The following is a 22,274-nucleotide window of genomic DNA, read 5'->3' on the forward strand; positions in this document are numbered from 1 at the left end:
CGCCAAGATAAGGTGAGGTCGATACCGGAGGCTCTCGGAGCACGGAGGATGAGGCAGATCAAGCAACCGGCCTACCACCACGGCAATCTGCGGCGCGCCATCATGGACGCCGCCCTCGACGCCATCACCGAATCCGGCCCGGCCGGATGGAGCCTGCGCGAGCTGGCCCGGCGCGCGGGCGTCTCGCACGCGGCCCCCGCCCACCACTTCGGCGACAAGACGGGGCTGCTGACGGCCGTGGCCATCGAGGGGTTCGAGAGGTTCGCCGACACCCTGGAGCAGGCGGCCGGAGACGTGCTGGAGGTCGGGGTCGCTTATGTCCGCTTCGCCATCGGCCACCGGCCCTACTTCGAGGTGATGTTCCGGCCGGAGCTGTATCGCGTGGACGACCCCGGCCTGGAGAGCCCTCGTGAGCGCGCGGCCCGCGTCCTCGTCACCAGCACCGGCAGACTGTCCCGGGACCCGGCCGAAGATCGCCTGACCACCATCGCCGCGTGGTCGCTGGCCCACGGCTTCGCCGGCCTCTGGCTGAGCGGCGCCCTGCCCGAAGCCGCCGACGGCGACCCGGAAGCCATCGCCCGCTCGATGATCCGGCTCTTCGTCGGGCGGCGCGAGCCCGGCACCGCCTGAGATGACCCATGACCTCCGTGCACGGCCTCCGTGCGCGGCATGTCCGGCAGCGGGCGGCGTCCGGCCTCGGAGGGGCTGACGGGCCGAACGCCGAACGGGCCGCCGGGGGCGGCCGGGCGGTCAGGTGGACGGGCGGTCAGGTGGACGGGCGGTCAGGTGGTGGCGCGTTCGGCGATGAGGGCGTTGAGCAGGGCCGCGCCGCGCTCGGCGTCGTCGATGCTGACGGCCAGGGTGCCGCCCTCGCGGTAGCCGATGACGAGGCATTCGCCGCCGCGCAGCATGATCGTGGCGCTTCCGGGCACGCCGCGCACCCCCCAGCCTCCGACGTCGACGGGCCGGCGCGTCTGCGCCCAGGCTCGGTCGATGCGGGACAGGGCGATCCGGCGCAGCGGCCACCCGAACGGCCCGAATCCCAGCACGAGCCCGTCGGCGGTGATCCTGGCCGTCACCGAGGAGGTGAGCAGTCCGAGCACCAGGACGACCACGGCGCCCGGGAGCGCGCTCCCGGCGGCGACTCCGCTGACCAGGCCGGACATCCGGAGCACCAGCAGGACGGCCAGCAGGGCGGCCGACCCCACGGAGAGCATCACGAGCCACGGGTTGCTGACGCGGCTCACCCACACGACCCGCTCGCCGGCGCGCAGGCGCAGGGTCGGCGGCTCGGCGTGCGGAGGCGCCGGCAGGTCGGGGGCGCCCCGGCCGAGGTAACCACCGGCCAGCCCCGCCGCCACGCCCGCGGCGATCACGGCCGGCACACTCCAGCCGCCGAGGACGGCCTCACGCCAGGTCGGCGCGTCGAGGTTGGCCAGCAGGGTCGTGACGCCCATGCCGACCGTGAACACGCTCAAGCCGGCGAGCAGGCCCCACCAGGTGACGCGCGACACCCTGCTCTCCAGGCCGCGCAGCGCGACGGCGACGAGCGCCAGCCAGAGCACGGCCCACACCGCCACCTGCATCGCCACGGCCACGGGGAACGCCATCGACCCGTCGGGCACGCTCCCCGGTGCCCAGTGCGTCGCCATCGGGTCGGGCAGCCGGTCGTGAAGGGTCAGGGGCAACGCCACGAGGACGGCGGTGACGGCCAGGCCCACGATCGGGCCTGCGTGTCTGGGGGTCATGACAGCTCCTTCAACATCGCGATGAGGTCGTCGCGGCCGTAGCCGTGTCTCCTGGCCTCCTCCAGCAGCTCGCGCGCCCGCGCCACCAGCAGCGCGCGCCCGTCGGCCCGCCCGGCGACGCTCACGCCGCGGCCCCGCCGGAATTCCAGCAGCCCCTCGTCGCGCAGGTCGCGCAACGCGCGCAGCACGGTGTTGGCGTTGATGCCGAGCGCCTGCGCGAGGTCACGCGCGGGCGGCAGCCGGTCGCCGGGAGTGTAGGAGCCCTCGGCGATGGCCCTGCGGATCGAGGCGGCCACCTGCTCATGCAGGGGCCGGGCGTCGTTCAGGTCGAGTGCGAGCAACATGGTGCTAATGAATCTAGCACCAATCGGTCATAGCTGAATCATGGGATGAACCCCTGTTTGTGAGTACCTCGTAACCCTCGATAGCATCGGTTTACGTGACCACTGTGCGGCTGAACTCAGCAGATCCCGTCTCCTTCGACGCCGACGCATTGATCGTCGGGTTCCGATCCGGCCCCGACGGCCCCCGGCCCGCCACGGGCGCCGAGGCGCTCGACACGGCCTTCGGCGGCAAGCTCGCCGCCTCCCTCGCCGCCATGGGATTCACCGCCAAGCCGGGTGAGGTCGCCAAGGTCCCGGCGTTCGGCGCCATCACCGCTCCGCTGCTGGTCGCGGTGGGTCTGGGTGAGACCTCCGACACCGAGGGCCTGCGCCGCGCGGCGGGCGCCGCCGTGCGCTCCCTCGACGGCACCACCCGCGCCGCCCTCGCCCTGCCCGCCGACTCGGCGGCCGACGCCGAGGCCGTCGCGCTCGGCGCGCTGCTGGGCGCCTACTCCTTCTCCCGCTACCGCACCGGCGGCGACCGCAAGGACCCCGTCGCCGAGCTGACCGTGCTCTCCCCGCTCCCCTCCGGCGACGCCGGCCAGGCCGCCGAGCGGGCCACCGTGCTGAGCGAGTCCGTCGCGCTGGTCCGCGACCTGGTCAACACCCCGCCGTCCGACCTGTGGCCGGCCAGGTTCGCCGAGATCGCCGAGCAGACCGGCGGCGAGGCCGGACTGTCGGTCGAGGTGCTCGACGACAAGCGGCTCAAGGACGGCGGCTACGGCGGCCTCGTCGGCGTCGGCCAGGGCTCGGTCAACCCGCCGCGCCTGGTCCGCCTGTCCTACACCCACCCCGACGCCACCAAGACGCTGGCGTTCGTGGGCAAGGGCATCACGTTCGACTCCGGCGGCCTGTCGCTCAAGCCGTCCGCCTCGATGGACTGGATGAAGTCCGACATGGGCGGCGCCGGCGCGGTCTTCGGCGCCCTGGTCGGCATCGCCCGGCTCGGCCTGCCGGTCAACGTCGTCGGCTACCTCTGCCTGGCCGAGAACCTGCCGAGCGGCACCGCCCAGCGCCCTTCCGACGTCATCCACAGCTACAGCGGCAAGACCGTCGAGGTGCTCGATACCGACGCCGAGGGCCGCCTGGTGCTCATGGACGGCATCGCGCGCGCCGCCGAGGACGGCCCCGACCTCATCGTCGACGTGGCCACCCTGACCGGCGCGCAGATCGTCGCCCTCGGCTGGCGCACCGCCGGCGTCATGGCCAACGACGACGCGATCCGCGAGCTCGTGGTCGACGTGGCCACGCAGGCCGGTGAGGGCGCGTGGGGCATGCCGCTGCCCGAGGAGCTGCGCAAGGGTCTCGACTCGCCGATCGCCGACATCGCCAACCTCCAGCCCGAGCGCTGGGGCAGCATGCTGGCCGCCGGCATCTTCCTCAAGGAGTTCGTGCCCGACGGGGTGCGCTGGGCGCACATCGACATGGCCGGACCCGCCTTCAACAAGAGCGAGCCCCACGGCTACACCCCCAAGGGCGGCACGGGCGCCATCACCCGTACCCTCATCGGACTGGCCGAGCGGCACGCGAGCATCTGAAACAAATGAAAAGATGACGGCATCACGAACACCCCGACAAGGAGCCTTCCTGTGGCCTACGACATCGTCGTCCTAGGTGGCGGCAGCGGCGGCTATGCCTGCGCGCTGCGGGCGGCCGAGCTCGGCAAGTCCGTCGCCCTGATCGAGAAAGACAAGATCGGCGGCACCTGCCTCCACCGGGGATGCATCCCCACCAAGGCTCTGCTGCACTCCGCCGAGGTCGCCGACGAGACCCGCGAGAGCGAGGCGTTCGGCGTCAAGGCACGTTTCGACGGCATCGACGTCGCCGGCGTCCACGCGTTCAAGGACAAGATCGTCAACCGCGCCTGGAAGGGCGTGCAGGGCCTGCTCAAGGGCGCGGGCGTGACGATCGTCGAGGGCGAGGGCCGCCTCGTCGGGGAGCGCGCGATCCAGGTCGGCTCCGAGGTCTACGAGGGCGCCGCCGTCGTGCTGGCCACCGGCTCGGCCCCCAGGTCGCTGCCCGGCCTGGAGATCGACGGCGAGCGCGTCATCACCAGCGAGCACACCCTGACCATGGACCGCGTGCCGGCCTCCGTGATCGTGCTGGGCGGCGGCGTGATCGGCGTCGAGCTGGCCAGCGTCTACCGCTCGTTCGGCGCCGAGGTGACGATCGTCGAGGCGCTGCCGCACCTGCTGCCGCTGGAGGAGGAGTCGAGCTCCAAGCTGCTGGAGCGCGCCTTCCGCCGCCGCGGGATCAAGTACGAGCTGGGCGTCTTCTTCGAGAGCGTCAAGACCACCGACACCGGCGTGGTGGTCACCCTGGCCAACGGCAAGACCCTCGACGCAGAGTTGCTGCTGGTCGCGGTCGGCCGCGGCGCCGTCTCGGCGGGCCTGGGCTTCGAGGAGGCCGGCATCACGATCGAGCGTGGCGCCGTCGTCGTCGACGAGCACTGCCAGACCTCGGTCCCCGGCGTCTACGCCATCGGCGACCTCATTCCCACGCTGCAGCTCGCCCACGCCGGCTTCGCCGAGGGCATCATGGTGGCCGAGCACATCGCCGGGCTCAACCCGCCGCCCATCGACTACGCGGGCGTGCCGCGCATCACCTACTCCGACCCCGAGGTCGCCTCGGTCGGCCTGACCTCCGCGCAGGCCGCCGAGCGGGGCATCGAGATCGTCGAGCAGGTCTACGACCTCGCCGGCAACCCCAAGAGCCAGATCCTCGGCACCGCCGGTGCGGTCAAGGTCATCGCCCAGAAGGACGGGCCCGTCGTCGGCGTCCACATGGTGGGCCGCCGCATCGGCGAGCTGGTGACCGAGGGGCAGCTGATCTACAACTGGGAGGCCCTGCCCGCAGAGGTCGCCCAGCTCATCCACGCACACCCGACCCAGTCCGAGGCCGTCGGTGAGGCCATGCTGGCGCTGGCCGGCAAGCCGCTGCACGTACACAACTAGTCCAGCCCTCGACAAGAACGCGAGAGAAGATAATGCCGGTCTCCGTACAGATGCCCCAGCTCGGCGAGAGCGTCACCGAGGGCACGGTAACCCGTTGGCTGAAGAAGGAGGGCGAGCGCGTCGAGGCCGACGAGCCGCTCCTCGAAGTCTCGACCGACAAGGTCGACACCGAGATCCCGTCGCCCTCGGCGGGCGTGATCACCAAGATCGTCGTCGCTGAGGACGAGACGGTCGAGGTCGGCGCCGAGCTTGCGATCATCGACGAGAACGGCCAGGCGGGCGCCGCCGCTCCCGCGCGGGAGGAGGCTCCCGCCCCCGCCGCGCAGCCCGAGCCGGAGCCCGCCCCGGCCTCCTCGATCCCGCAGCCGGCGCCCGCCCAGCAGGCCCCGGCCCCGCAGGCTCCTCCGGCTCCGGCTCCCGCGCCCGCTCCGGCCCCCGCGCCGCAGGCTCAGGCGCCCGCTCCGGCTCCGCAGGCGCCCGTCGCCGAGCCCGCGTCCGCGCCGTCGGGTGAGAGCCCCTACGTGACGCCGCTGGTGCGCAAGCTCGCCAACGAGCACGGCGTCGACCTGGAGTCGATCAACGGCACCGGCGTCGGCGGCCGCATCCGCAAGCAGGACGTGCTGGAGGCCGCCAAGGCGGAGCGCGACAAGGCCACCGCGGCCCAGGCCCCGGCCGCCCAGCCCGCCGCCGCTCCGGCCGCCGCCGCCCAGGCCGCGCCCGCCGCCCAGGCTCCGGCCGCCGCGCCCGAGCCGGTCGAGGTCGACACCACGCTGCGCGGCCGTACCGAGAAGATGACGCGCCTGCGGCAGACCGTCTCCAAGCGGATGGTGGAGTCGCTGCAGACCGCGGCGCAGCTCACCACGGTCGTCGAGGTCGACGTCACCAAGGTGGCGCGCCTGCGTGACCAGGCCAAGGGCGAGTTCCTGCGCCGCGAGGGCGTCAAGCTGTCGTTCATGCCGTTCTTCGAGCTGGCGACGATCGAGGCGCTCAAGCAGCACCCCAAGCTCAACGCCACGATCAACAACGAGACCATGGAGGTCACCTACTTCGATGTCGAGCACCTCGGCATCGCAGTGGACACCGAGCGCGGCCTGATCGTCCCGGTCCTCAAGAACGCCGGCGACCTCAACCTGGCCGGGCTCGCCCGCAAGACCGCCGACCTGGCCGAGCGCACCCGTGCCAACAAGGTGACGCCCGACGAGATCACCGGCGGCACGTTCACGCTGACCAACACCGGCAGCCGCGGCGCCCTGTTCGACACGCCGATCCTCAACCAGCCGCAGGTCGGCATGCTGGGCACCGGCGCCGTCGTCAAGCGTCCCGTGGTGGTCGACACGCCGGAGGGCGAGGTCATCGCGGTCCGCTCGATGGTCTACCTGGCGCTGACCTACGACCACCGCCTGGTGGACGGCGCCGACGCGGCCCGCTTCCTGACGACGATCAAGCGTCGTCTCGAGGAAGGCCGCTTCGAGGCGCAGCTCGGTCTCGCCTGACGCAGTGAGCCGCGGCGCCCGGGGGTCCTCCCCGGGCGCCGCGCGCGTTTCCGGGCGGGTGCCACGGCCTCGCGCCCGCCCTCGCCACGACGCCCGTAGCCGGCGCGGGTGCGGGGCCGTGGGCGTGGGATGGGTGACAAAGGGGCCGGGAGGTGCTGGGCTAGGGGGATGATCGTCGTGACGGGGGCGTCCGGCCTGCTGGGCGGGGCGCTGGTGCGGAGGCTGCGGGACCGGGGCGAGCAGGTGGTGACGCTGGTGCGGCGGGCGCCGCGGGGCCCCGACGAGCGATTCTGGCAGCCCGCCGAGGGTGTGCTGGACCCGCAGGCCCTCGACGGCGCCCGCGGCGTGGTGCACCTGGCCGGGGCGCCCATCGCCGAACGACGCTGGAGCGAGGCGTACAAGCGGGAGCTCGTCGGCAGCCGGGTGGACAGCACCCGGACGCTGGTCGGCGCGCTGCGCGAGCTGCCGCGGCGCCCCGAGGTGCTGGTGTCGGCCTCCGGCGTGGACTTCTACGGCGACACCGGCGACCGGGTGGTCGACGAGGGCGCCGGCAAGGGCCGGGGGTTCCTGGCCGACCTGTGCGGGCGCTGGGAGGGCGAGGCCCGCGAGGCGGAGACGCTCGGCATGCGCACCGCGCAACTCCGCACCGGCCTGGTGCTGAGCGGCCAGGGCGGCTCGCTCGGGCGGATGCTGCCGCTGTTCCGGATGGGGCTGGGCGCGCCGCTGGGAACGGGCAGGCAGTACTGGTCGTGGATCTCCGAGGACGACTGGGTCGGCGCGACGTTGCACGTCCTGGAACGTCCCGAGCTGTCCGGCCCGGTGAACCTCACCTCTCCATCCCCCGTGACCAACGCCGAGTTCACCAGGACGCTCGGCAAGGTGCTGCGCAAGGGCACCCTGCCGATGCCGGTCCCGGGGTTCGCGCTGGGGCTCGGACTCGGCGAGTTCGCCCGGGCGCTGCTGGCCGGCCACCGGGTGCTGCCGCGCAAGCTGGAGGACAGCGGGTACGGCTTCGCCCATACCGATCTCGACACGGCGTTGCGGGCCGTACTCTAGGGTGTTGTCCGTCACGGAGGAGACGCGGGGAGAGCAACGGCATGACGAGGTCCGGGCAGTCGCACATCCTTGCCATCGGCGGCGGTTCGTTCCGCCAGACCGAACGCTTCGGCTTCTTCGAGGCGAGCCCGCTGCTGCGTTACGCCCTCGACCTGACCGGCCAGGACCGGCCCAAACTGGGCCTGCTCGCCACGGCCACCGGTGACGACTCCGACTGGCTGCTCAAGATGTACGGGGCGTTCGCCGGGTGGGACGTCGAGGTGAGCCACCTGACCGTCTTCCCGATGCCCAACGTCGCCGACCCGCGGGCCTGGCTGCTGGAGCAGGACGTGATCTACGTCTCCGGCGGCAGCGTGGCCAACCTCATGGCGCTGTGGCGGCTGCACGGCCTGGACGAGGCGCTTGAGGAGGCGTGGCGGTCCGGGGTGGTGCTGTCCGGGCAGAGTGCCGGCGCGCTGTGCTGGCACGTCGGCGGCAACACCGACTCCTTCGGTCCCGAGCTGCGGGTGTGGGCCGACGGGATGGCGCTGCTGCCCTACTCGTGCGGCGTGCACTACGACTCCGAACCACAGCGCCGGCCGCTGCTGCAGCAGTCGGTGTCCAGCGGCGAACTGCCCGGCGGCTACGCCGCCGACGAGGGCGTCGCCCTGCACTACGTGGGCACCGAGTTCATCCAGGCGGTGGCGGTCAAGTCCGGCTCGTACGCCTATCGGCTGGAGCACGACGGGACCGGCGGCGTCAAGGAGTTCAGGATCGAACCTCGGTTGCTGACCTCCTGAATTACCCTTCAGGGGTGACGGAACGGCACAATGGTCCCATGCGCCCCAAGCACGGGGTCGATCCCCACGCGCTCGCCATCGTCCGCCTTGGTGTCGACGTCCCCTACGAGCAGGCTTGGGCGCTTCAGCGCCAGGTGCACGGCCGGCGGGTCGCCGGTGAGCTGACCGACACCGTCCTCATGCTGGAGCACGCGCCGGTCTACACCGCGGGCCGACGCACAGCGGCCCACGAGCGGCCGGCCGACGGCACGCCCGTGATCGACGTCGACCGGGGCGGCCGCGTCACCTGGCACGGTCCCGGGCAGCTCGTCGCCTACCCGATCGTGGCGGTCGGCGACGTCACCACGTACGTGTGCCGCGTCGAGGAGGCGATGATCCAGATCTGTGCCGACTTCGGCGTCTCGGCGCGGCGCGTGCCGGGGCGGGCGGGGGTGTGGGCCGTGGGCGACGCCGCTCTCGGGCTGCCCGACCGGCTGCTGGGCGCGGTGGGCATCCGGGTCGCGCGCGGGGTCACCATGCACGGGTTCGCGCTCAACTGCGCCAACGACCCGCGCTGGTTCAGCCGGATCGTGCCGTGCGGCATCCCCGGCGTGGGCGTCTCCACGCTGTCGGCGGAGACCGGCCGGCGGATCGTGGTCGAGGAGGTCCTGCCGATCGCCGAGAAGCGACTGGCGGAGGCGCTCGGCCTACGGGCGTTCGACCTGCACGAGGAGGACCTGCTGCGCGGCCACCAGGGCCCCGGCCCAGGCGGGGAGGACCTGCCGCGCGGCCGCTGAGCCCACCCGGCCGGAAGCACGACCCGCCACGCGGCCATCGCCGGCCCAGCCGGAAACACGCCTGCCAGGCGGCCGCCGAGGCCCGACCCGGTCGGGGAGAGCCGGCCGCGCGGCCGGCTGTGTCCCGGCCCGCGTGAGGAGGGCCGCCTGAGGGGTGGGCGGGCGTCGCGGCGCGTCCTAAGATCGGCTCGTGAAGCGCCTCCCCGCCCTGGCACTCGCCCTCCTGGTGCACGCGCTGACGCTCGCGTTCGTCGGCCTCGGCGTGTGGACGACCGTCGTCAACTCCGGGTTGTTCGTCGGCTGGCTGTTCGGCGGGCTGCTCGTCGCGATCGGCTGGATGCTGCGGCCCCGCCTGGACGCCGGGCTGCCCGCCGACGCCGAGATGCTCGACCGGTCCGCCGCCCCGGAGCTGTACGGGGTGGTCGAGCGGGTGGCCGACCGGGTCGGGGTGCCGCGACCGCACCGGGTCGCGGTCAGGGACCTGGACCCGGGGGCGCGCTACGTGCGTACCGGCCTGCGGCGCACGCCCGTGCTGGCCGTGGGGTTGCCGCTGTGGCTGGCCCTGTCGCCGGGGCAGCGGGTGACGATGCTGGCCGTGGCCTGTGCCGAGACCCCGTCCCTGGAGGAGGTCGTGGTGGACGGCGCGCTGGCGACGCTGGCGGAGTGGCGTGCGGCGCTGCTCGGCGCGGCGCCGCTGCGGGTGCGGGAGGAGGCCCAGACCAAGGTCGTCGCCGCCTCCCTGACCGCCGACCATCCGGGCACCGGCTACGAGGTGGCGGGGATGCTCGGCCGGGCCGTCGGCAGAGTGCTGGGCGGGCCGCTGCTGCTGGTGGAGTACACGCTGACACGGCTGGTCCGTTCGGACGAGAGCCGCAGGAGGCGGCGGCGCGAGGAGCGGGCGCTGCGGGTGGTCACCGCGTCGGCCCTCGGCGAGCTGGAGGCGCTGGCGGAGAGCGGGCGCTACCTGGCCCCCATGCGGGCGGCGGCGCTGCGGGGCGAGGGCATCGCGTCGATCAGGGCCGGGGCGCTGGCACGCGCCCGGCTCACCGACGACGGGGTGCTCACCGCGGCCCCCGGTTCGCACCTGCTCCACGCGGACCAGTCCGACCGGATCGACGAGGAACTGCTGCGGCACTACACCCGGGCGGTGCGCGGTTTCGGCCTGATCAGCTGACCCCGAAGCCGGTCGGCCGCCGCGGGCCGACCCTCGGCCGGGGCGCCCGGCCGGGAGACGTAAGCTGGGTTCGTGACCGTTGCTCCTGAAGGCCGAAAGCTCCTCCGCCTGGAGGTGCGCAACGCCGAAACCCCCATCGAGCGCAAGCCCCCGTGGATCAAGACCAAGCTGAAGACGGGCCCCGAATACACCGAGCTCAAATCGCTCGTGCGCCGGGAGGGCCTGCACACGGTCTGCGAAGAGGCGGGCTGCCCCAACATCTACGAGTGCTGGGAGGACCGCGAGGCGACGTTCCTCATCGGCGGTGACCAGTGCACGCGGCGCTGCGACTTCTGCCAGATCGACACGGGCAAGCCCAAGGAGTACGACAAGGACGAGCCGCGCCGGGTCGCCGAGTCGGTCCAGCAGATGGGCCTGCGCTACGCGACGGTGACCGGTGTCGCCCGTGACGACCTGCCCGACGGCGGCGCCTGGCTCTACGCCGAGACCGCGCGGCAGATCCACTCCCTGCTGCCCGGCTGCGGCGTCGAGCTGCTCGTGCCCGACTTCAACGGCAACCGCGAGCAGCTGGAGGAGGTCTTCTCCGCCAAGCCCGAGGTGTTCGCGCACAACGTCGAGACGGTGCCGCGCATCTTCAAGCGCATCCGGCCGGCGTTCCGCTACGAGCGCTCCCTGGGCGTGATCACGACGGCCCGCGAGGCCGGCCTGGTCACCAAGTCCAACCTCATCCTCGGCATGGGCGAGACCCGGGAGGAGGTCGTGGCGGCGATGCGCGACCTGCACGCCGCCGGCACCGACCTGCTCACGATCACCCAGTACCTCCGTCCCACTCCGCGGCACCACCCGGTCGAGCGGTGGGTCAAGCCCGAGGAGTTCGTGGAGCTCCAGGCGGAGGCCGAGGCGATCGGCTTCGCCGGGGTGCTGTCCGGGCCGCTGGTCCGCTCGTCCTACCGGGCGGGCAGGCTCTACCAGCAGGCCATCGCCGCGCGCCAGAGCAGCTGACGCCGGGGCGGCCGCCTGCGGCCCGGTGACCGGGCCGCAGGTCACGTTTTCCTTTCGTCACCACTTGCTTTGTATCCTTGCGAGCATGGCGAAGTCCGTGGACCCAGAGAAGCCGGGGCGCATCAAGCAGCTCCGCATGATCGCGCAGATCATCAAGCAGGCAAATCCCAAGGGGATGCCGATCGTCTTCCTGTCGGCGGTCGGTACGCTGGCTGTGATCGTCGTGATCGGCCTGGTCACGGACTACCTGTGGTATTCGGTGTTCCTCGGCGTCCTCGCCGCGCTCACCGTGGGCCTGGTGGTGTTCGGCCAGCTGGCGCAGCGCGCCCAGTATTCGATCCTCGACGGTCAGACCGGCGCGGCCGCGGCCGTGCTGCAGGGCATGCGCGGCAACTGGCAGGTGACCCCGGCGATCGCGGTCAACCGTGACCAGGACCTCATCCACATGGTGGTCGGCCACCCCGGGGTGATCCTCGTCTCGGAGGGCCCGGGCAACCGGGTCGCGAGGATGCTGGCGGCCGAGAAGAAGCGCGTCGCGCGGGTGGTGCTGGGCGTCGAGATCTACGACATCCAGTGCGGTGACGGCGAGGGCCAGGTGCCGCTGGGCAAGCTGCAGCGCCACATCATGAAGCTGCCGCGCAACCTGAAGAAGCCCTCGATCAACGAGGTGAAGGACCGCCTGCGGTCGCTGCCGAAGAACGTGCCGATGCCCAAGGGCCCGATGCCCAAGGGCGCGCGCATGCCGCGCGGCCCCAAGATGCGCTAGTGCTTCACGACGACGCGCCCGGCTCGGCGCTCTCCTCGCGGGCCAACCGCGGCTGGTGGGACGGCAACGCCGACGACTACCAGGTCGAGCACGGCGCGTTCCTGCGTGACGCGGGCTTCGTGTGGTGCCCGGAGGGTGTCGACGAGGCCGAGGCCCGTCTGCTCGGCGAGGTGCGCGGGCGGCGGGTGCTGGAGATCGGCTGCGGCGCGGCCCAGTGCGCCCGGTGGCTGGTGGGCCAGGGGGCCGAGGTGGCGGCGTTCGACCTGTCGCACCGCCAGCTCCGCCACGCGCGACGCCTCGACGAGGAGACCGGGCTGCGGGTGCCCGTGGTGCAGGCCGACGCCGAGGCGCTGCCGTTCGTGAGCGGCGGCTTCGACCTGGCGTGCTCGGCGTTCGGCGCGCTGCCGTTCGTGGCCGACCCGCTCGCGGTGCTGCGCGAGGTGCGCAGGGTGCTCCGGCCGGGCGGCCGGTTCGTCTTCTCGGTCAGCCATCCGATCCGCTGGGCGTTCCCGGACGATCCGGGGCCGCGCGGGCTGACGTCCGACCGTTCCTACTTCGACCGGTCCCCGTACGTGGAGCGCGACGAGGACGGCGCGGTCACCTACGTCGAGCACCATCGCACGATGGGCGACTGGGTGGGCCTGGTGGCCGCCTCCGGCCTGGTCCTGACGGGCCTGCTGGAGCCGGAGTGGCCGCCGGGGCACGAGCGGGTGTGGGGCGGCTGGAGCCCGCTGCGCGGCAGGCAGCTCCCCGGCACCGCGATCTTCAGTTGCGCCCGCCCCTGACGCCGGACCGGCCGGGCCTCCGGCCTTGAGCACCCGAAACCACGGCCGGCCGTGCGCGGTTCCCCAGTGCCGGCTCGAAGCCGAGCGCCTCGGGCACCCTAGGAGTTCAACAGCGCCTCGCTCGCCAGCCGCTCCGGCGCGCCGATGGCCGAGAACAGTTCGTGGGCCCGGGCCCAGTATTGCCGTGCCCTCCGGTCGTCGGCAGGCCTGCTGGCATGGCCCAGTGTCATGAGGGCGCGGGCGCACTCCAGCCGCTGCCCGGAGCGGCGGGCGTGCCGAAGCGCCTGCTCGCAGGCCTGAGCAGCATGTTCGGTGTCACCCACCGCGAGGTGGATGTCGCCGAGAATCCTGTGCAGGCGCGCCACGTTCAGCGGGTTGGAGATGACGGCCAGCTTCAACGCGCGCTGCGCCGCCTCCTGCGCGTCGGCGTACCGGCCCATGCTGTGGTGGGCCTGGGCGAAGCCGAGCAACACGTGGTCCAGGTCGGTGCCCGTGCGCTCCGCCAGCTCCAGCGCGGCGTCGAGATGCGCGAGTGCCTCCTCCGTCCGGCCGAGCGCCAGTTTCGACTGCGCCATCCCGGTCAGGGAGGCGATCTGGCAAGGCCGGTTCTCCACTTCCCGGGCGAGGCCGAGCGCCCGGTCGAAGGCGTTCACGGCCCGCTCGTACCGTCCGGCGTCGCAGTGCACCCAGCCGTATGTCTCGTGCGTCACCCCCTCGGCGTAGCGTAGGCCCGCCGCGCCCGCCACGGCGTGCGCGTCGTCGAGGAAGGTGAGGGCCTCGTCGAAGCGCGCCTGTTGCTGGCAGACAAGGGCCAGGTTGACCAGGGTCAGCACGCGCATGTGCCGGTCGCCGGACTCCGCGGTCAACGGCAGGTTGGCGAGCAGGCTCTGCTCCGCGCGGTCGAGCCGGCCGAGGATGAGGTAGCCCGAGGCCAGGTTGTTCAGGGCGCGCGACTCGCCGCCCCTGAGCCCCAGCCGGCGGTGGATCTCCAGGGCTTGCCGGTAGCGTGGGATGGCCAGGTCCGGCCTCCCGAACTGCTTGAGTGCCACCCCGCAGCCCTGCAGCGCCTTGGCCTCGCCCTGCGCCCATCCGACGCGTCGTGCCAGGGACAGGGCACGTTCGTGGTCTCGCAGCGAGCCGGCCGGGTCAGTCATGCGCCACCGGACCAGGCCCATGAAGTGGTGCATCGCGGCCTGCCCCCGTAGATCGCCCTCGCGCTCGGCGGCCTGCAGGCCGATCCCGGCCAGCCGCAGCCGTTCCCCGTGGGTACGACGGTGATGCATCAGGTCTGTCATGGCCTCGACCATCAGCCAGGCGTAGGGAGACGGTCCGTGCGCGGCCGCGTACGACACGGCGGCCACGAGGTTGTCCCATTCGGTGTCGAACCAGTCGGTCGCCTCCGCCATGCTGTCGAAGGTCGTCGCGTTCACGCCGGGAGCGGACGCGTGGCTGGGCTGCTCGGGGGCTTGGAAGCCGGACGCGGCGACGGCCTCGCCGACGGTGCGCAGGTAGTACTCGAGCACACGGTGAACGGCAGCGCGCCGCTCCGCCGGGGTGTCCTCGGCGAGGCTGCGCTGCCTGGCGTACTCCAGCACCAAGTCATGAGCGGCGTAGCGACCCGGGCCGATCTCCTCCAGCAGGTGGATGCGGGCCGCGGCGCCGAGCAGGTCCTCGGCCTGCTCGGCGCTGGTCCGCGCGAGGGCCGCCGCCGCGGCGGCGGAGATCTCGACGCCCTGAGCCAGGCTGATCAGGCGGAACATCCGCTGCGCCGCGGCTGGTAGCGCCCGGTGCGACAGGTCGAGGGCTGCCTGCACCGCGGTACTCTCGTCGCCTTCGGCGCGCAGCCGCATGAGTCGCCCCCGGTCCTCCAGGCGGCGGACGTAGTGGCTGATCATCCGGTGTTCGTGGTCGCCGATCCACGAGATGGCGATGGACAGAGCGAGCGGCAGCCTCCCGCAGAGCCTCAGGAGCTCGGCGGCGGCCTCCGGCTCCCTGCGCAGGCGTTCCTCCCCGACGCCTTGGGCCACCAGTCGCAACGCGTCATCGTGAGCGAGCACGTCCAGCGTGAGGCGTTCGACGCCGTCCAGCGCCACCAGGCTGCCCAGCCTGGCGCGGCTGGTGATGACGACCCGGCAGCCGGGGGCGCCGGGCAGCAACGGCCTCACCTGATCCGGCCCGGCGACGTCGTCCAGGATCAGCAGCGACCGCCGGTCCGCCATGAGGGAGCGGTACATGGCGGCCTGCGCGTCCGGCTCGACCGGGATGTCCCGCGCCGCCACGCCGAGACCGTGCAACAGCAACTGCAGCGCCTCGGACGGTGACATCGGCTCGCGCTGGTCGAAGCCCCGCATGTTCAGGAAGAGCTGCCCGCCGGGGAAGTCGCCGGCCGAACGGTGGGCCCAGTGGAGTGCCAGCGCGGTCTTCCCGACGCCTGCGGGGCCGGCCACGAGCGTCACATGACCGGTGTCCATGTGGCGCAGCTCGGCCGCCCGGCCGACGAAGCGGCTGGTGACCGCGGGCAACTGGCGTGGTACGGGTGCCGTGGCCGCCGTCGCCACCACCGGTTCGCCGTCCAGCATGTCCTGGTGCAGTCGCTGGAGCTCCTTGCCGGGTTCGACCCCGAGTTCACGGACGAGGCGGGCTCGGAAGTCCCGGTACACCTCCAGAGCATCGGGCAACCGCCCACCCCCGTACAGTGCGCGCATGAGCAGGCCATGCGGCCGCTCCCGCAGCGGCTGCTCAGCGACGAGCCGCATCAGCTGGGCCACGGCCGCCTGGCCACGGCCGAGCTCCAGCAAGGCCGCGGCCCGGCCCTCCACGACCTCCCATCTGCGCTCCTCCAGCCGGTGCCGTTCGGCGTGTGCCGTCGCACCCGAGAGGTCGGTGAACGGTTCGCCGCGCCACAGGCGTAAGGCCGCGTCGTAGCCGGCGATGGCATCCGCGTGCCTGCCGAGCTCGGCTGCTCGGTGTGCCTCATCCACCAGGAAGACGAACTCGTCGGCGTCCACGGAGAGGGCTCCGGTGTCGGCCCGGTAGCCGGGACTGCGGGTGACGATCACTTGGGGCCCGTGGGACCCGAGCGCCCGGCGTAGCTCCGCGATGAGCGCCCGCAATCTGGCCGCGGCGGAGGGCGGCGGGTTCTCATCCCAGAGCCGGTCTGCCAGCCGCTCGACGGAAACCACTCGACCGGCATCGAGCACCAAGGCTGCCAGCAGTGCCCGCTGCCGGCTGGTCAGGTGGATGGTCTGGCCGTCCACGGCGATCTCCAAGGGGCCGAGTACCAGGAGTCGGACGCCGGCGGATCTCACGGTCAGACCGTAATCCAGTTTCTGCAGACAGATCAATTTGCGTGCGCCATCCATGCGCCATCCATGCGCGCAGGTGCCAGAGTCCTGGCGATCCGCAACCAGAGGAGGGGTGACGCACAGATGAGGCCACGGCTCAAGGGCATCGCCTGGGAACGGGTCGGGGATCAGCTGCGCCTGGTGTATGACCCACGCGACCAGTGGTTGCTCTCCGATCCTGACGGGACGGTGGAGAAGCTTCTCGGCCTGCTCAGCGAGGGTGGGCGCACCATCGCCGAGCTGGCGGCCGAGCTGTCCTTGGACGAGGGCGACGTGCGTGGCGCGGTCGAGGCGTTCGACGCCGAGCGCATGCTCGAGGACGGCGACCGCCTCGACCGGCTGGAGCCTGACCAGGCCGAGCGTTACTTCAGCAACCTGGCATTCTTCGAGTCGTTCGGCAGCCTCGATCGAAGCCGCGAGGACCTGCAGCGGCGCCTGCGCGAGTCGCACGTGCTGGTGCTGGGCACCGGCGGCCTGAACTCCAACACCATTCCGCACCTGGCAGGGCTGGGCGTCGGCAAGATGACGCTCCTCGACCGGGACACCGTGGACCCACGCAACTTCGCGCGCCAGTACCTCTACCGGTGGGACGACATCGGCGCACGCAAGGTTCAGCGAGCCGCGAACTGGGTCAAGGAGTTCGACCCCGCCGTCGAGGTCGAGGCCATCGACGCGGGGATCGAGGGATGCGAGCAGCTCGCCGACCTCGTCGGGCGCATCAGGCCCGACGTGGTGGCCTCCGGCATCGACCGGCCCAACACCATCGACCTCTGGGTCAACGAGGCCTGTGTGCGCAACGGCGTACCCTTCGTCCGCGGTGGCATCTCCGTCACCCTGGGGACCGTCTGGTCGGTGCAGCCTGGTGTCAGCGCCTGCCGCGCCTGCGTGCCCGCCGACCCGTCGAACCCGGACGACTTCCCCGATCCGGACGAGCCTGCCGTCGCCCAGGCCATCGCCGCCACCCGCCTGTTCGTCGGCAAACCGCAGCCCAACCGTGGCATCGGTCCGGTCGCCGGCCTGCTGGGCGCTTACGGCGCCTTTGAAGTGCTGCGCTACCTGACAGATTTCGAGCCACCGGCATACGCCGGCCGCCCACTCGCCATCGACTTCGCGCGCGGCTGTGCGACGAGTCAGACCGAGTGGTTGCGAGACCCCGCCTGCGAAGTATGCGGAGGGAGGTGACCACTGTGAAGATCGAGATCGTGCGAGTCGAGAACACCCGGCTGACCCAGCTGATCCACCCCGATTCCTGAGAATCGACGAGGGGCCGCACCCTGGCTGATCGAGGGTGCGGCCCTTCGTGCTCCTGACCCGAACGAGAGATCGGAGAGACGATGGCGGCGTCCGTGGAGGAGAACCTGCGGGAGCGAGCTGCGCGGTTGACCGTCGCCTTCGACGGCGAGGCATGGATCCTCGGGCGTCCGGAGCTGGGTGTCTTCGTCGCGGTGCCGGAACCCGGGGCCGCTTTCGTCACCACGCTGCAGCAGACGGGCTCGGTGGCTGAGGCCGCTGAACGGGCCGGCGAGGTCGCGGGCGAGGAGGTGGACGGGGCCGACTTCCTGGAGGGGCTGACCGCCGCCGGCCTGCTCGACCCGCCCGGCGAGATGGCCGCGGGCACGGTCGGGCACGGGCAGATCAGGTGGATCGAGGGGGTCAGCCCCCGTATGGCGGGCCGGCTGTTCGGCCCTGTGGCCTGGTTCTGTTACGCGGCCGCCGCGGTGTTCGTCGTGACCCTGATGCTGCTGAACCCCCGGCTGCGCCCCTCCTGGGAGGACGCCTGGTTCCTGCCCAGCCCGGGATTGTCCGCGTTCGGCTGGCTGTTGCTCGTCATCGTCTTCGGTGCCCTGCATGAGGCCTGGCACTGGCTGGCCGGGCGGGCCATCGGCGTGCCGGCGATCTTCCGGGTGAGCTACCGGGGGATCTACATCGTCTTCGAGACCGACCTGACCCAGATCGTCGCAGTTCCGCGCCACCGTCGCTACGGGGTCTACCTGGCCGGGATGGCCGTCGACATCGTGGTCCTGGCCCTGGCGCTGGGACTGCGTACGCTCGTGCCTCCCCCGTTCGTCGACGACGTGCTGGCCGCCACGGTGCTGCTCCTCAGCTACACGATCATCTGGCAGTGGGCCGCCCTGCCGCTGCGCAGCGACTCCTACGCCCTGCTCGCCAACGCGCTCCGCTGCCACAACCTGTACCGGACGACCTGGCTGACCGCCAAGGCCAGGCTGTTCCGGCTCACCGACGCCGAGACGGCCGAGCTGACAGCGGCGGGCGAACGCGATCGGCAGGTCGCCCGCTGGTTCATGCTGCTGTATCTGGCAGGTGTCGCCGGAATGGCATGGACGTTCATCGCGGTTGTGCTGCCGTTGATGGCCTCGCTGGGCCGATGGGCTGCGACGCAGCTCGGCGGCGGCGCGATCGACTCGGCGGGTTTCTGGGAGGCGGTGGCGGTGGTGCTCTACATCGCCGTCCAGCTCAGCCTGCCGCCACTGCTGGCGCTGCGCGAGCGGCGGCTGCGTCACGCTCGCAGGTTGCTCTGACGAGTATCGCTCGCCGGGTGCCGGTGTTCATGGTCGTGGAGAACCCCCATCGGCCCGCCGGGGATCGCGAGCGCATCGAGCTGCGATACGCCCTCCCGATCGAACACGTCGAGCAGCTCGGTGAGGTAGCGGACCTGCTCCCCCTCGTCGGGCCGCGCGCCCTCGGGCACCGTCCGGGCGTGGCCGCCGCGCCCGGCGCGGCACCCTGGTGGGCGCAGGTGCCGAACTCGGTCACCGCGACCCCTGACGCCTCACCCGCGGCCGTATCTCGCGGCCATGGCGTGGAAGACCTCCTTGGGCTCCCACGTGGTCGCGCCGAGCATCCGGACCACGCCGTACGAGCCGAGGTCGGCCGGGCCGGTGCGGGTGTAGCCGGCGAAGGTGAACCACAGGGCGGTCTCCACGCCCTCCTCCTCGAACACGTCGAGCAGCTCGGTGAGGTAGCGGACCTGCTCCCCCTCGTCGGGCCGCGCGCCCTCGGGCACCATCCAGGCGTGGCCGCCGCGCCCGGCGGCGCCCTGGTAGGCGCAGGTGCCGAACTCGGTCACGGCGACCGGCTTGCCGTGCCCGAAGTGGGCGCGCAGCTCCTCGCGGAAGTGGCCGGCATTGTAGGCGGCGCGGTAGGCGTCGACGCCGACCACGTCGAACGGGGTCCAGTCGATGAACTCCCACGGCCCGGCGGCGTACGTCACCCTGCCGCCGAACAGGGGGCGCACGGTCTCGGCCGCCTCGGCGAGGAAGGCGTTGAACCGCGGGATGACCTCCCCGATCGACTGCCACCACTCCAGGTCGGCGGCGGCCATGGCGGAGAGCCGGTCGCCGTAGGTGTCGCCGGGGATGAAGCCGGGGCCGAAAGCGCTCGTCTCGCAGCCGGTGACGAGCACCACCTCGACACCGCCGCGCCGCAGCTTCTCGGCCCGGCGGGCGCAGTCGGCGTACAGGGCGAGCATGTCGTCGTGCGGCACGTCCACGGGGAAGGGCGCGAACCAGACCTCCAGCCCGGCGGCGGCGGCGAGCTCGGCGGCCAGGGCGAGCCGGTCGGTGGTCGCGGCCGGAGACGCGGACGACCTGGCAGTGCAGCTCCTCGGCGATCACCCGCATCTCGCTGCGCACGGTGGCGGCGTCGAACGCCGTGCGCGACAGGTGCGCTCCCGGCAGGAAGCCGGTGTCATAGTTGATCCCCCTTTTCATGCCCTGTCCTCTGGTTCGTGGGCCGTGGCTCCGTGTTCGAGCAGGTCGAACGCCACCTCGACGTCCTCCGCGAGCCGCCGCGACGCCTGCGCCAGCGGGGTCCCGGTGGCCAGCCGCTGGAAGAACGCCTCCTGGAGCGTGGTGACCGAGGCGGTGATCTGCGCCGCGACGAGCGATGCGACCAGGCCGGGCGTCACGCAGTCCGCGCCGGTGGTGCCGCGGGTGCGCGGGGAGAGGGCGGCGGCCAGCTCGTGGCGCTGCCGCGCGTAGGACTGGTGGAGGGCGGACATCAGCGCCGGGCTGGCCGAGACGACGCCGACGCGGGCCGTCAGCGCCGCCACATCCGGCTCGCCGAGCTCCTGTGCCGCCATCGACCGGTAGTGCTCGCGGAGGGCGGCGAGCGGCGTCTGGCCGGGCAGCCGCCCGGTCACGACGCGCGCCATGTCCTGCTCGACGCCGTCGAGGGCGAGACACTCCTTGCTGGGGAAGTAGCTGAACAGCGTCACCTTGGCCACCCCGGCCGCCTCGGCGACCTCGGCCACGGTGACCGCGTCGTAGCCCCGCTCGGCGAACAGGCGCAGCGCCACCTCGGCGATCCGCTGCCGCGTCTGCTCCTTCTTGCGCTCCCTGAGCCCTGCCATCATCACGGGACCACCATAACCGTACCGGGTTCAAAAATGAACCCGGTACGGTTATTTACGCTCAGACGCTCAGGACGACCTTGCCCGGGACGCCGCGTCGCTTGGCGGCGAACGCCTTCGCGGCCTCGGCCAGCGGATGGACGGCGCCGACGTGGGCGCGCACCGCGCCGCTGCCGGCCAGACCGGCGAGTTCGGCGAGTTGCGCGCGGTCGGGTTCGACGATGAAGAAGACGGCGCGCCCGGCGGCGGGGGTCACCGGTGGCGGCGCGGTGATGGAGACGAGTGCGCCACCCGGCTTGACCAGACCGGCGGAGCGGGCGAGCAGGTCGCCGCCGATGGTGTCGAAGACCAGGTCCACCTGGCCCACGGCCTGCTCCAGCGGTTGCCGTTCGAGGTCGACGAAGGTGTGGGCGCCCAGTCGCGTGGCCGTCTCGGCGGCGTTGCCGCGGCCGGTGGCGATGACGCGGGCCCCCGCGTGCCGGGCGAGCTGGACGGCCAGGGTGCCCGTCCCTCCCGCCGCGCCGTGGACGACGACGCTCTGCCCGGCCCGCAGGCCGCCGTGGGTGAACAGGCCCTGCCAGGCGGTCAGGCCCGCCAGGGGCAGGGCGGCGGCCTGCTCGAAGTCGAGGGAGGCGGGCATCGGCGTGAGGTTGCGTGCCTCCACGGCGACGTACTCGGCGGCGGCGCCGTCGCGGTGCCAGTCGGTGAGGCCGAAGACCCGGTCGCCGGGCGCCAGGACGCTGGTGCCGTACCTGACCTCGGCGACGACCCCGGCCAGCTCGTGGCAGGGGACGGACGGAGTGCGGTCCCGCCCGGCGCGGTCCACCCAGGTGCCGGGCCAGCTCAGCTCGTCGGGGACGAAACCGGCGGCGTGCACCCTGACCAGCACGTCACCGGTCGCGGCGTAGGGGTGCGGGGCGTCCTCGTACACCAGATCCTCGTGGTCGCCCCGCTGGTGGATGCGGACTGCTTTCATGCGCTTCCCTCCGTACGGTGCCGGGCCCGTCAGGCGTGAACCTGAAGGCCCGCGGCACCGGCCTGTTCATCCGTCAGGAGGGAGACGGCGCACCACGCCGAAACGTGACAACCCTTCAGGCCCGGTCACATGCGGACGACCATGGTGTTGGACACCCGGTCGTGCACGCCGCGGTGGTCGCGGTCGAAGATCAACGGCGGGAGGGCCAGGATGAGCAGCACGGACCGCACCACCACGGGCAGCAGCCGCGGGTCGCCGCCGTCCATCGCGGCCACCCTGATGCCGGCCAGCCGGTGACCGAACGTCTGCCCCATGAACGCCACCAGCACGAGGTACTGCACGGCGAACACCACGGCGGGCACCCACGGCGAGGTGGCGGGGTCGATGCCGAGCAGCAGCCGGGTGATCGCCCACGTGCAGATCATCCAGTCGATGACCAGGGCCGCGATACGCCTGCCCCAGCCGGCGATGGCTCCGCTGCCCTCCTCCGGCAGGCCCAGGCGCTCGCCGGGATAGCCGAGGTCCACCCCGGCCGCTCGCACGCCGCCCAGCCAGGTCTGCGTCCAGCGCGGCTCCTTGCTGCTCATGCACCCCACGGTATCCGGCGGTGCGGGCGGTCCGCCCCGTGACCCGGTGGCGCGGCGGGCCCGCGTCCCGGCCGTGTCA

General features: G+C 72.5%; 21 protein-coding genes. 13 read left to right on the forward strand and 8 right to left on the reverse strand.

The genetic code is table 11. From position 1 onward, the window contains the following. Positions 1–48: 48 nt before the first annotated feature. Positions 49–630 (forward strand): TetR/AcrR family transcriptional regulator, encoded by a 582-nt coding sequence (locus tag FHU36_RS03380; protein WP_185082338.1) that lies wholly within the window; start codon positions 49–51, stop codon positions 628–630. Positions 631–782: 152 nt separating this feature from the next. Here the strand turns inward: FHU36_RS03380 and FHU36_RS03385 are convergent, their stop codons facing one another. Both FHU36_RS03385 and FHU36_RS03390 read right to left on the reverse strand, forming a co-directional pair. Continuing rightward, positions 783–1,748: an SdpI family protein gene (locus FHU36_RS03385; RefSeq protein ID WP_185082339.1), complete on the reverse strand. Its 966-nt coding sequence runs from the start codon at positions 1,746–1,748 to the stop codon at positions 783–785. Next, on the reverse strand, positions 1,745–2,092 hold the full coding sequence (locus FHU36_RS03390) for a GntR family transcriptional regulator (RefSeq protein WP_185082340.1): 348 nt from the start codon (positions 2,090–2,092) through the stop codon (positions 1,745–1,747). The genes FHU36_RS03385 and FHU36_RS03390 overlap by 4 nt, the downstream gene beginning before the upstream one ends. Before the next feature lie 95 nt (positions 2,093–2,187). Here FHU36_RS03390 and FHU36_RS03395 point away from each other — a divergent pair, with 95 nt between their 5' ends. The 10 genes from FHU36_RS03395 to FHU36_RS03440 all read left to right on the forward strand — a co-directional run bounded on the left by FHU36_RS03395 (position 2,188) and on the right by FHU36_RS03440 (position 12,916). After that, the gene (locus tag FHU36_RS03395) at positions 2,188–3,669 is read left to right on the forward strand and encodes a leucyl aminopeptidase (protein ID WP_185082341.1); all 1,482 of its coding nucleotides are present in this window, start codon (positions 2,188–2,190) and stop codon (positions 3,667–3,669) included. 51 nt (positions 3,670–3,720) lie between these two features. Then, a complete protein-coding gene (gene lpdA, locus FHU36_RS03400) occupies positions 3,721–5,085 on the forward strand; it encodes a dihydrolipoyl dehydrogenase (protein ID WP_185082342.1) in 1,365 nt (454 codons plus the stop codon). A gap of 32 nt (positions 5,086–5,117) precedes the next feature. Then, on the forward strand, positions 5,118–6,578 hold the full coding sequence (gene sucB / locus FHU36_RS03405; RefSeq protein WP_185082343.1) for a 2-oxoglutarate dehydrogenase, E2 component, dihydrolipoamide succinyltransferase: 1,461 nt from the start codon (positions 5,118–5,120) through the stop codon (positions 6,576–6,578). A gap of 168 nt (positions 6,579–6,746) precedes the next feature. Continuing rightward, positions 6,747–7,634 (forward strand): TIGR01777 family oxidoreductase, encoded by an 888-nt coding sequence (locus tag FHU36_RS03410; protein WP_185082344.1) that lies wholly within the window; start codon positions 6,747–6,749, stop codon positions 7,632–7,634. Between the two features lie 41 nt (positions 7,635–7,675). After that, a complete protein-coding gene (locus tag FHU36_RS03415; protein WP_185082345.1) occupies positions 7,676–8,413 on the forward strand; it encodes a Type 1 glutamine amidotransferase-like domain-containing protein in 738 nt (245 codons plus the stop codon). A 38-nt stretch (positions 8,414–8,451) separates the two neighbouring features. Continuing rightward, positions 8,452–9,189 carry a lipoyl(octanoyl) transferase LipB gene (lipB, locus tag FHU36_RS03420; RefSeq protein WP_185082346.1) on the forward strand — a complete coding sequence of 246 codons (738 nt, stop codon included), beginning with the start codon at positions 8,452–8,454 and terminating at the stop codon, positions 9,187–9,189. A 190-nt stretch (positions 9,190–9,379) separates the two neighbouring features. Continuing rightward, positions 9,380–10,363 (forward strand): M48 family metalloprotease, encoded by a 984-nt coding sequence (locus FHU36_RS03425; protein WP_185082347.1) that lies wholly within the window; start codon positions 9,380–9,382, stop codon positions 10,361–10,363. A gap of 72 nt (positions 10,364–10,435) precedes the next feature. Beyond that, positions 10,436–11,365, forward strand: a complete 930-nt coding sequence (gene lipA, locus FHU36_RS03430) for a lipoyl synthase (protein WP_185082348.1) — start codon at positions 10,436–10,438, stop codon at positions 11,363–11,365. Positions 11,366–11,450: 85 nt separating this feature from the next. Then, a complete protein-coding gene (locus FHU36_RS03435) occupies positions 11,451–12,131 on the forward strand; it encodes a DUF4191 domain-containing protein (protein WP_185082349.1) in 681 nt (226 codons plus the stop codon). Further along, positions 12,131–12,916, forward strand: a complete 786-nt coding sequence (locus FHU36_RS03440; RefSeq protein WP_185082350.1) for a class I SAM-dependent methyltransferase — start codon at positions 12,131–12,133, stop codon at positions 12,914–12,916. The genes FHU36_RS03435 and FHU36_RS03440 overlap by 1 nt, the downstream gene beginning before the upstream one ends. A gap of 98 nt (positions 12,917–13,014) precedes the next feature. On the opposite strand, the gene FHU36_RS03445 is transcribed toward FHU36_RS03440, so the two are convergent. Continuing rightward, the gene (locus FHU36_RS03445; RefSeq protein WP_185082351.1) at positions 13,015–16,173 is read right to left on the reverse strand and encodes an AfsR/SARP family transcriptional regulator; all 3,159 of its coding nucleotides are present in this window, start codon (positions 16,171–16,173) and stop codon (positions 13,015–13,017) included. Here FHU36_RS03445 and FHU36_RS03450 point away from each other — a divergent pair. Together FHU36_RS03450 and FHU36_RS03455 are read left to right on the forward strand one after the other, a co-directional pair. After that, complete coding sequence (locus tag FHU36_RS03450) at positions 16,153–17,442, forward strand: HesA/MoeB/ThiF family protein (RefSeq protein ID WP_312891419.1); 1,290 nt, start codon at positions 16,153–16,155, stop codon at positions 17,440–17,442. The genes FHU36_RS03445 and FHU36_RS03450 overlap by 21 nt on opposite strands. A gap of 152 nt (positions 17,443–17,594) precedes the next feature. Beyond that, positions 17,595–18,800 (forward strand): hypothetical protein, encoded by a 1,206-nt coding sequence (locus FHU36_RS03455; protein WP_185082352.1) that lies wholly within the window; start codon positions 17,595–17,597, stop codon positions 18,798–18,800. Here the strand turns inward: FHU36_RS03455 and FHU36_RS03460 are convergent. The 5 genes from FHU36_RS03460 to FHU36_RS03480 all read right to left on the reverse strand — a co-directional run bounded on the left by FHU36_RS03460 (position 18,779) and on the right by FHU36_RS03480 (position 22,195). Next, a complete protein-coding gene (locus FHU36_RS03460; RefSeq protein ID WP_185084865.1) occupies positions 18,779–18,970 on the reverse strand; it encodes a hypothetical protein in 192 nt (63 codons plus the stop codon). The two genes, FHU36_RS03455 and FHU36_RS03460, sit on opposite strands and share 22 nt — an antisense overlap. A gap of 81 nt (positions 18,971–19,051) precedes the next feature. Beyond that, complete coding sequence (locus FHU36_RS03465; protein WP_246501938.1) at positions 19,052–19,765, reverse strand: glycoside hydrolase family 113 protein; 714 nt, start codon at positions 19,763–19,765, stop codon at positions 19,052–19,054. Between the two features lie 222 nt (positions 19,766–19,987). Continuing rightward, a complete protein-coding gene (locus tag FHU36_RS03470; protein ID WP_246502154.1) occupies positions 19,988–20,635 on the reverse strand; it encodes a TetR/AcrR family transcriptional regulator in 648 nt (215 codons plus the stop codon). A 58-nt stretch (positions 20,636–20,693) separates the two neighbouring features. Beyond that, a complete protein-coding gene (locus tag FHU36_RS03475; protein ID WP_185082353.1) occupies positions 20,694–21,608 on the reverse strand; it encodes an NADP-dependent oxidoreductase in 915 nt (304 codons plus the stop codon). Between the two features lie 125 nt (positions 21,609–21,733). Next, entirely contained in the window at positions 21,734–22,195 is a 462-nt protein-coding gene (locus FHU36_RS03480) for an RDD family protein (RefSeq protein ID WP_185082354.1), read from the reverse strand. Between the last annotated feature and the right edge of the window lie 79 nt (positions 22,196–22,274).

The organism is Nonomuraea muscovyensis, from assembly GCF_014207745.1.
GTDB lineage: Bacteria > Actinomycetota > Actinomycetes > Streptosporangiales > Streptosporangiaceae > Nonomuraea > Nonomuraea muscovyensis.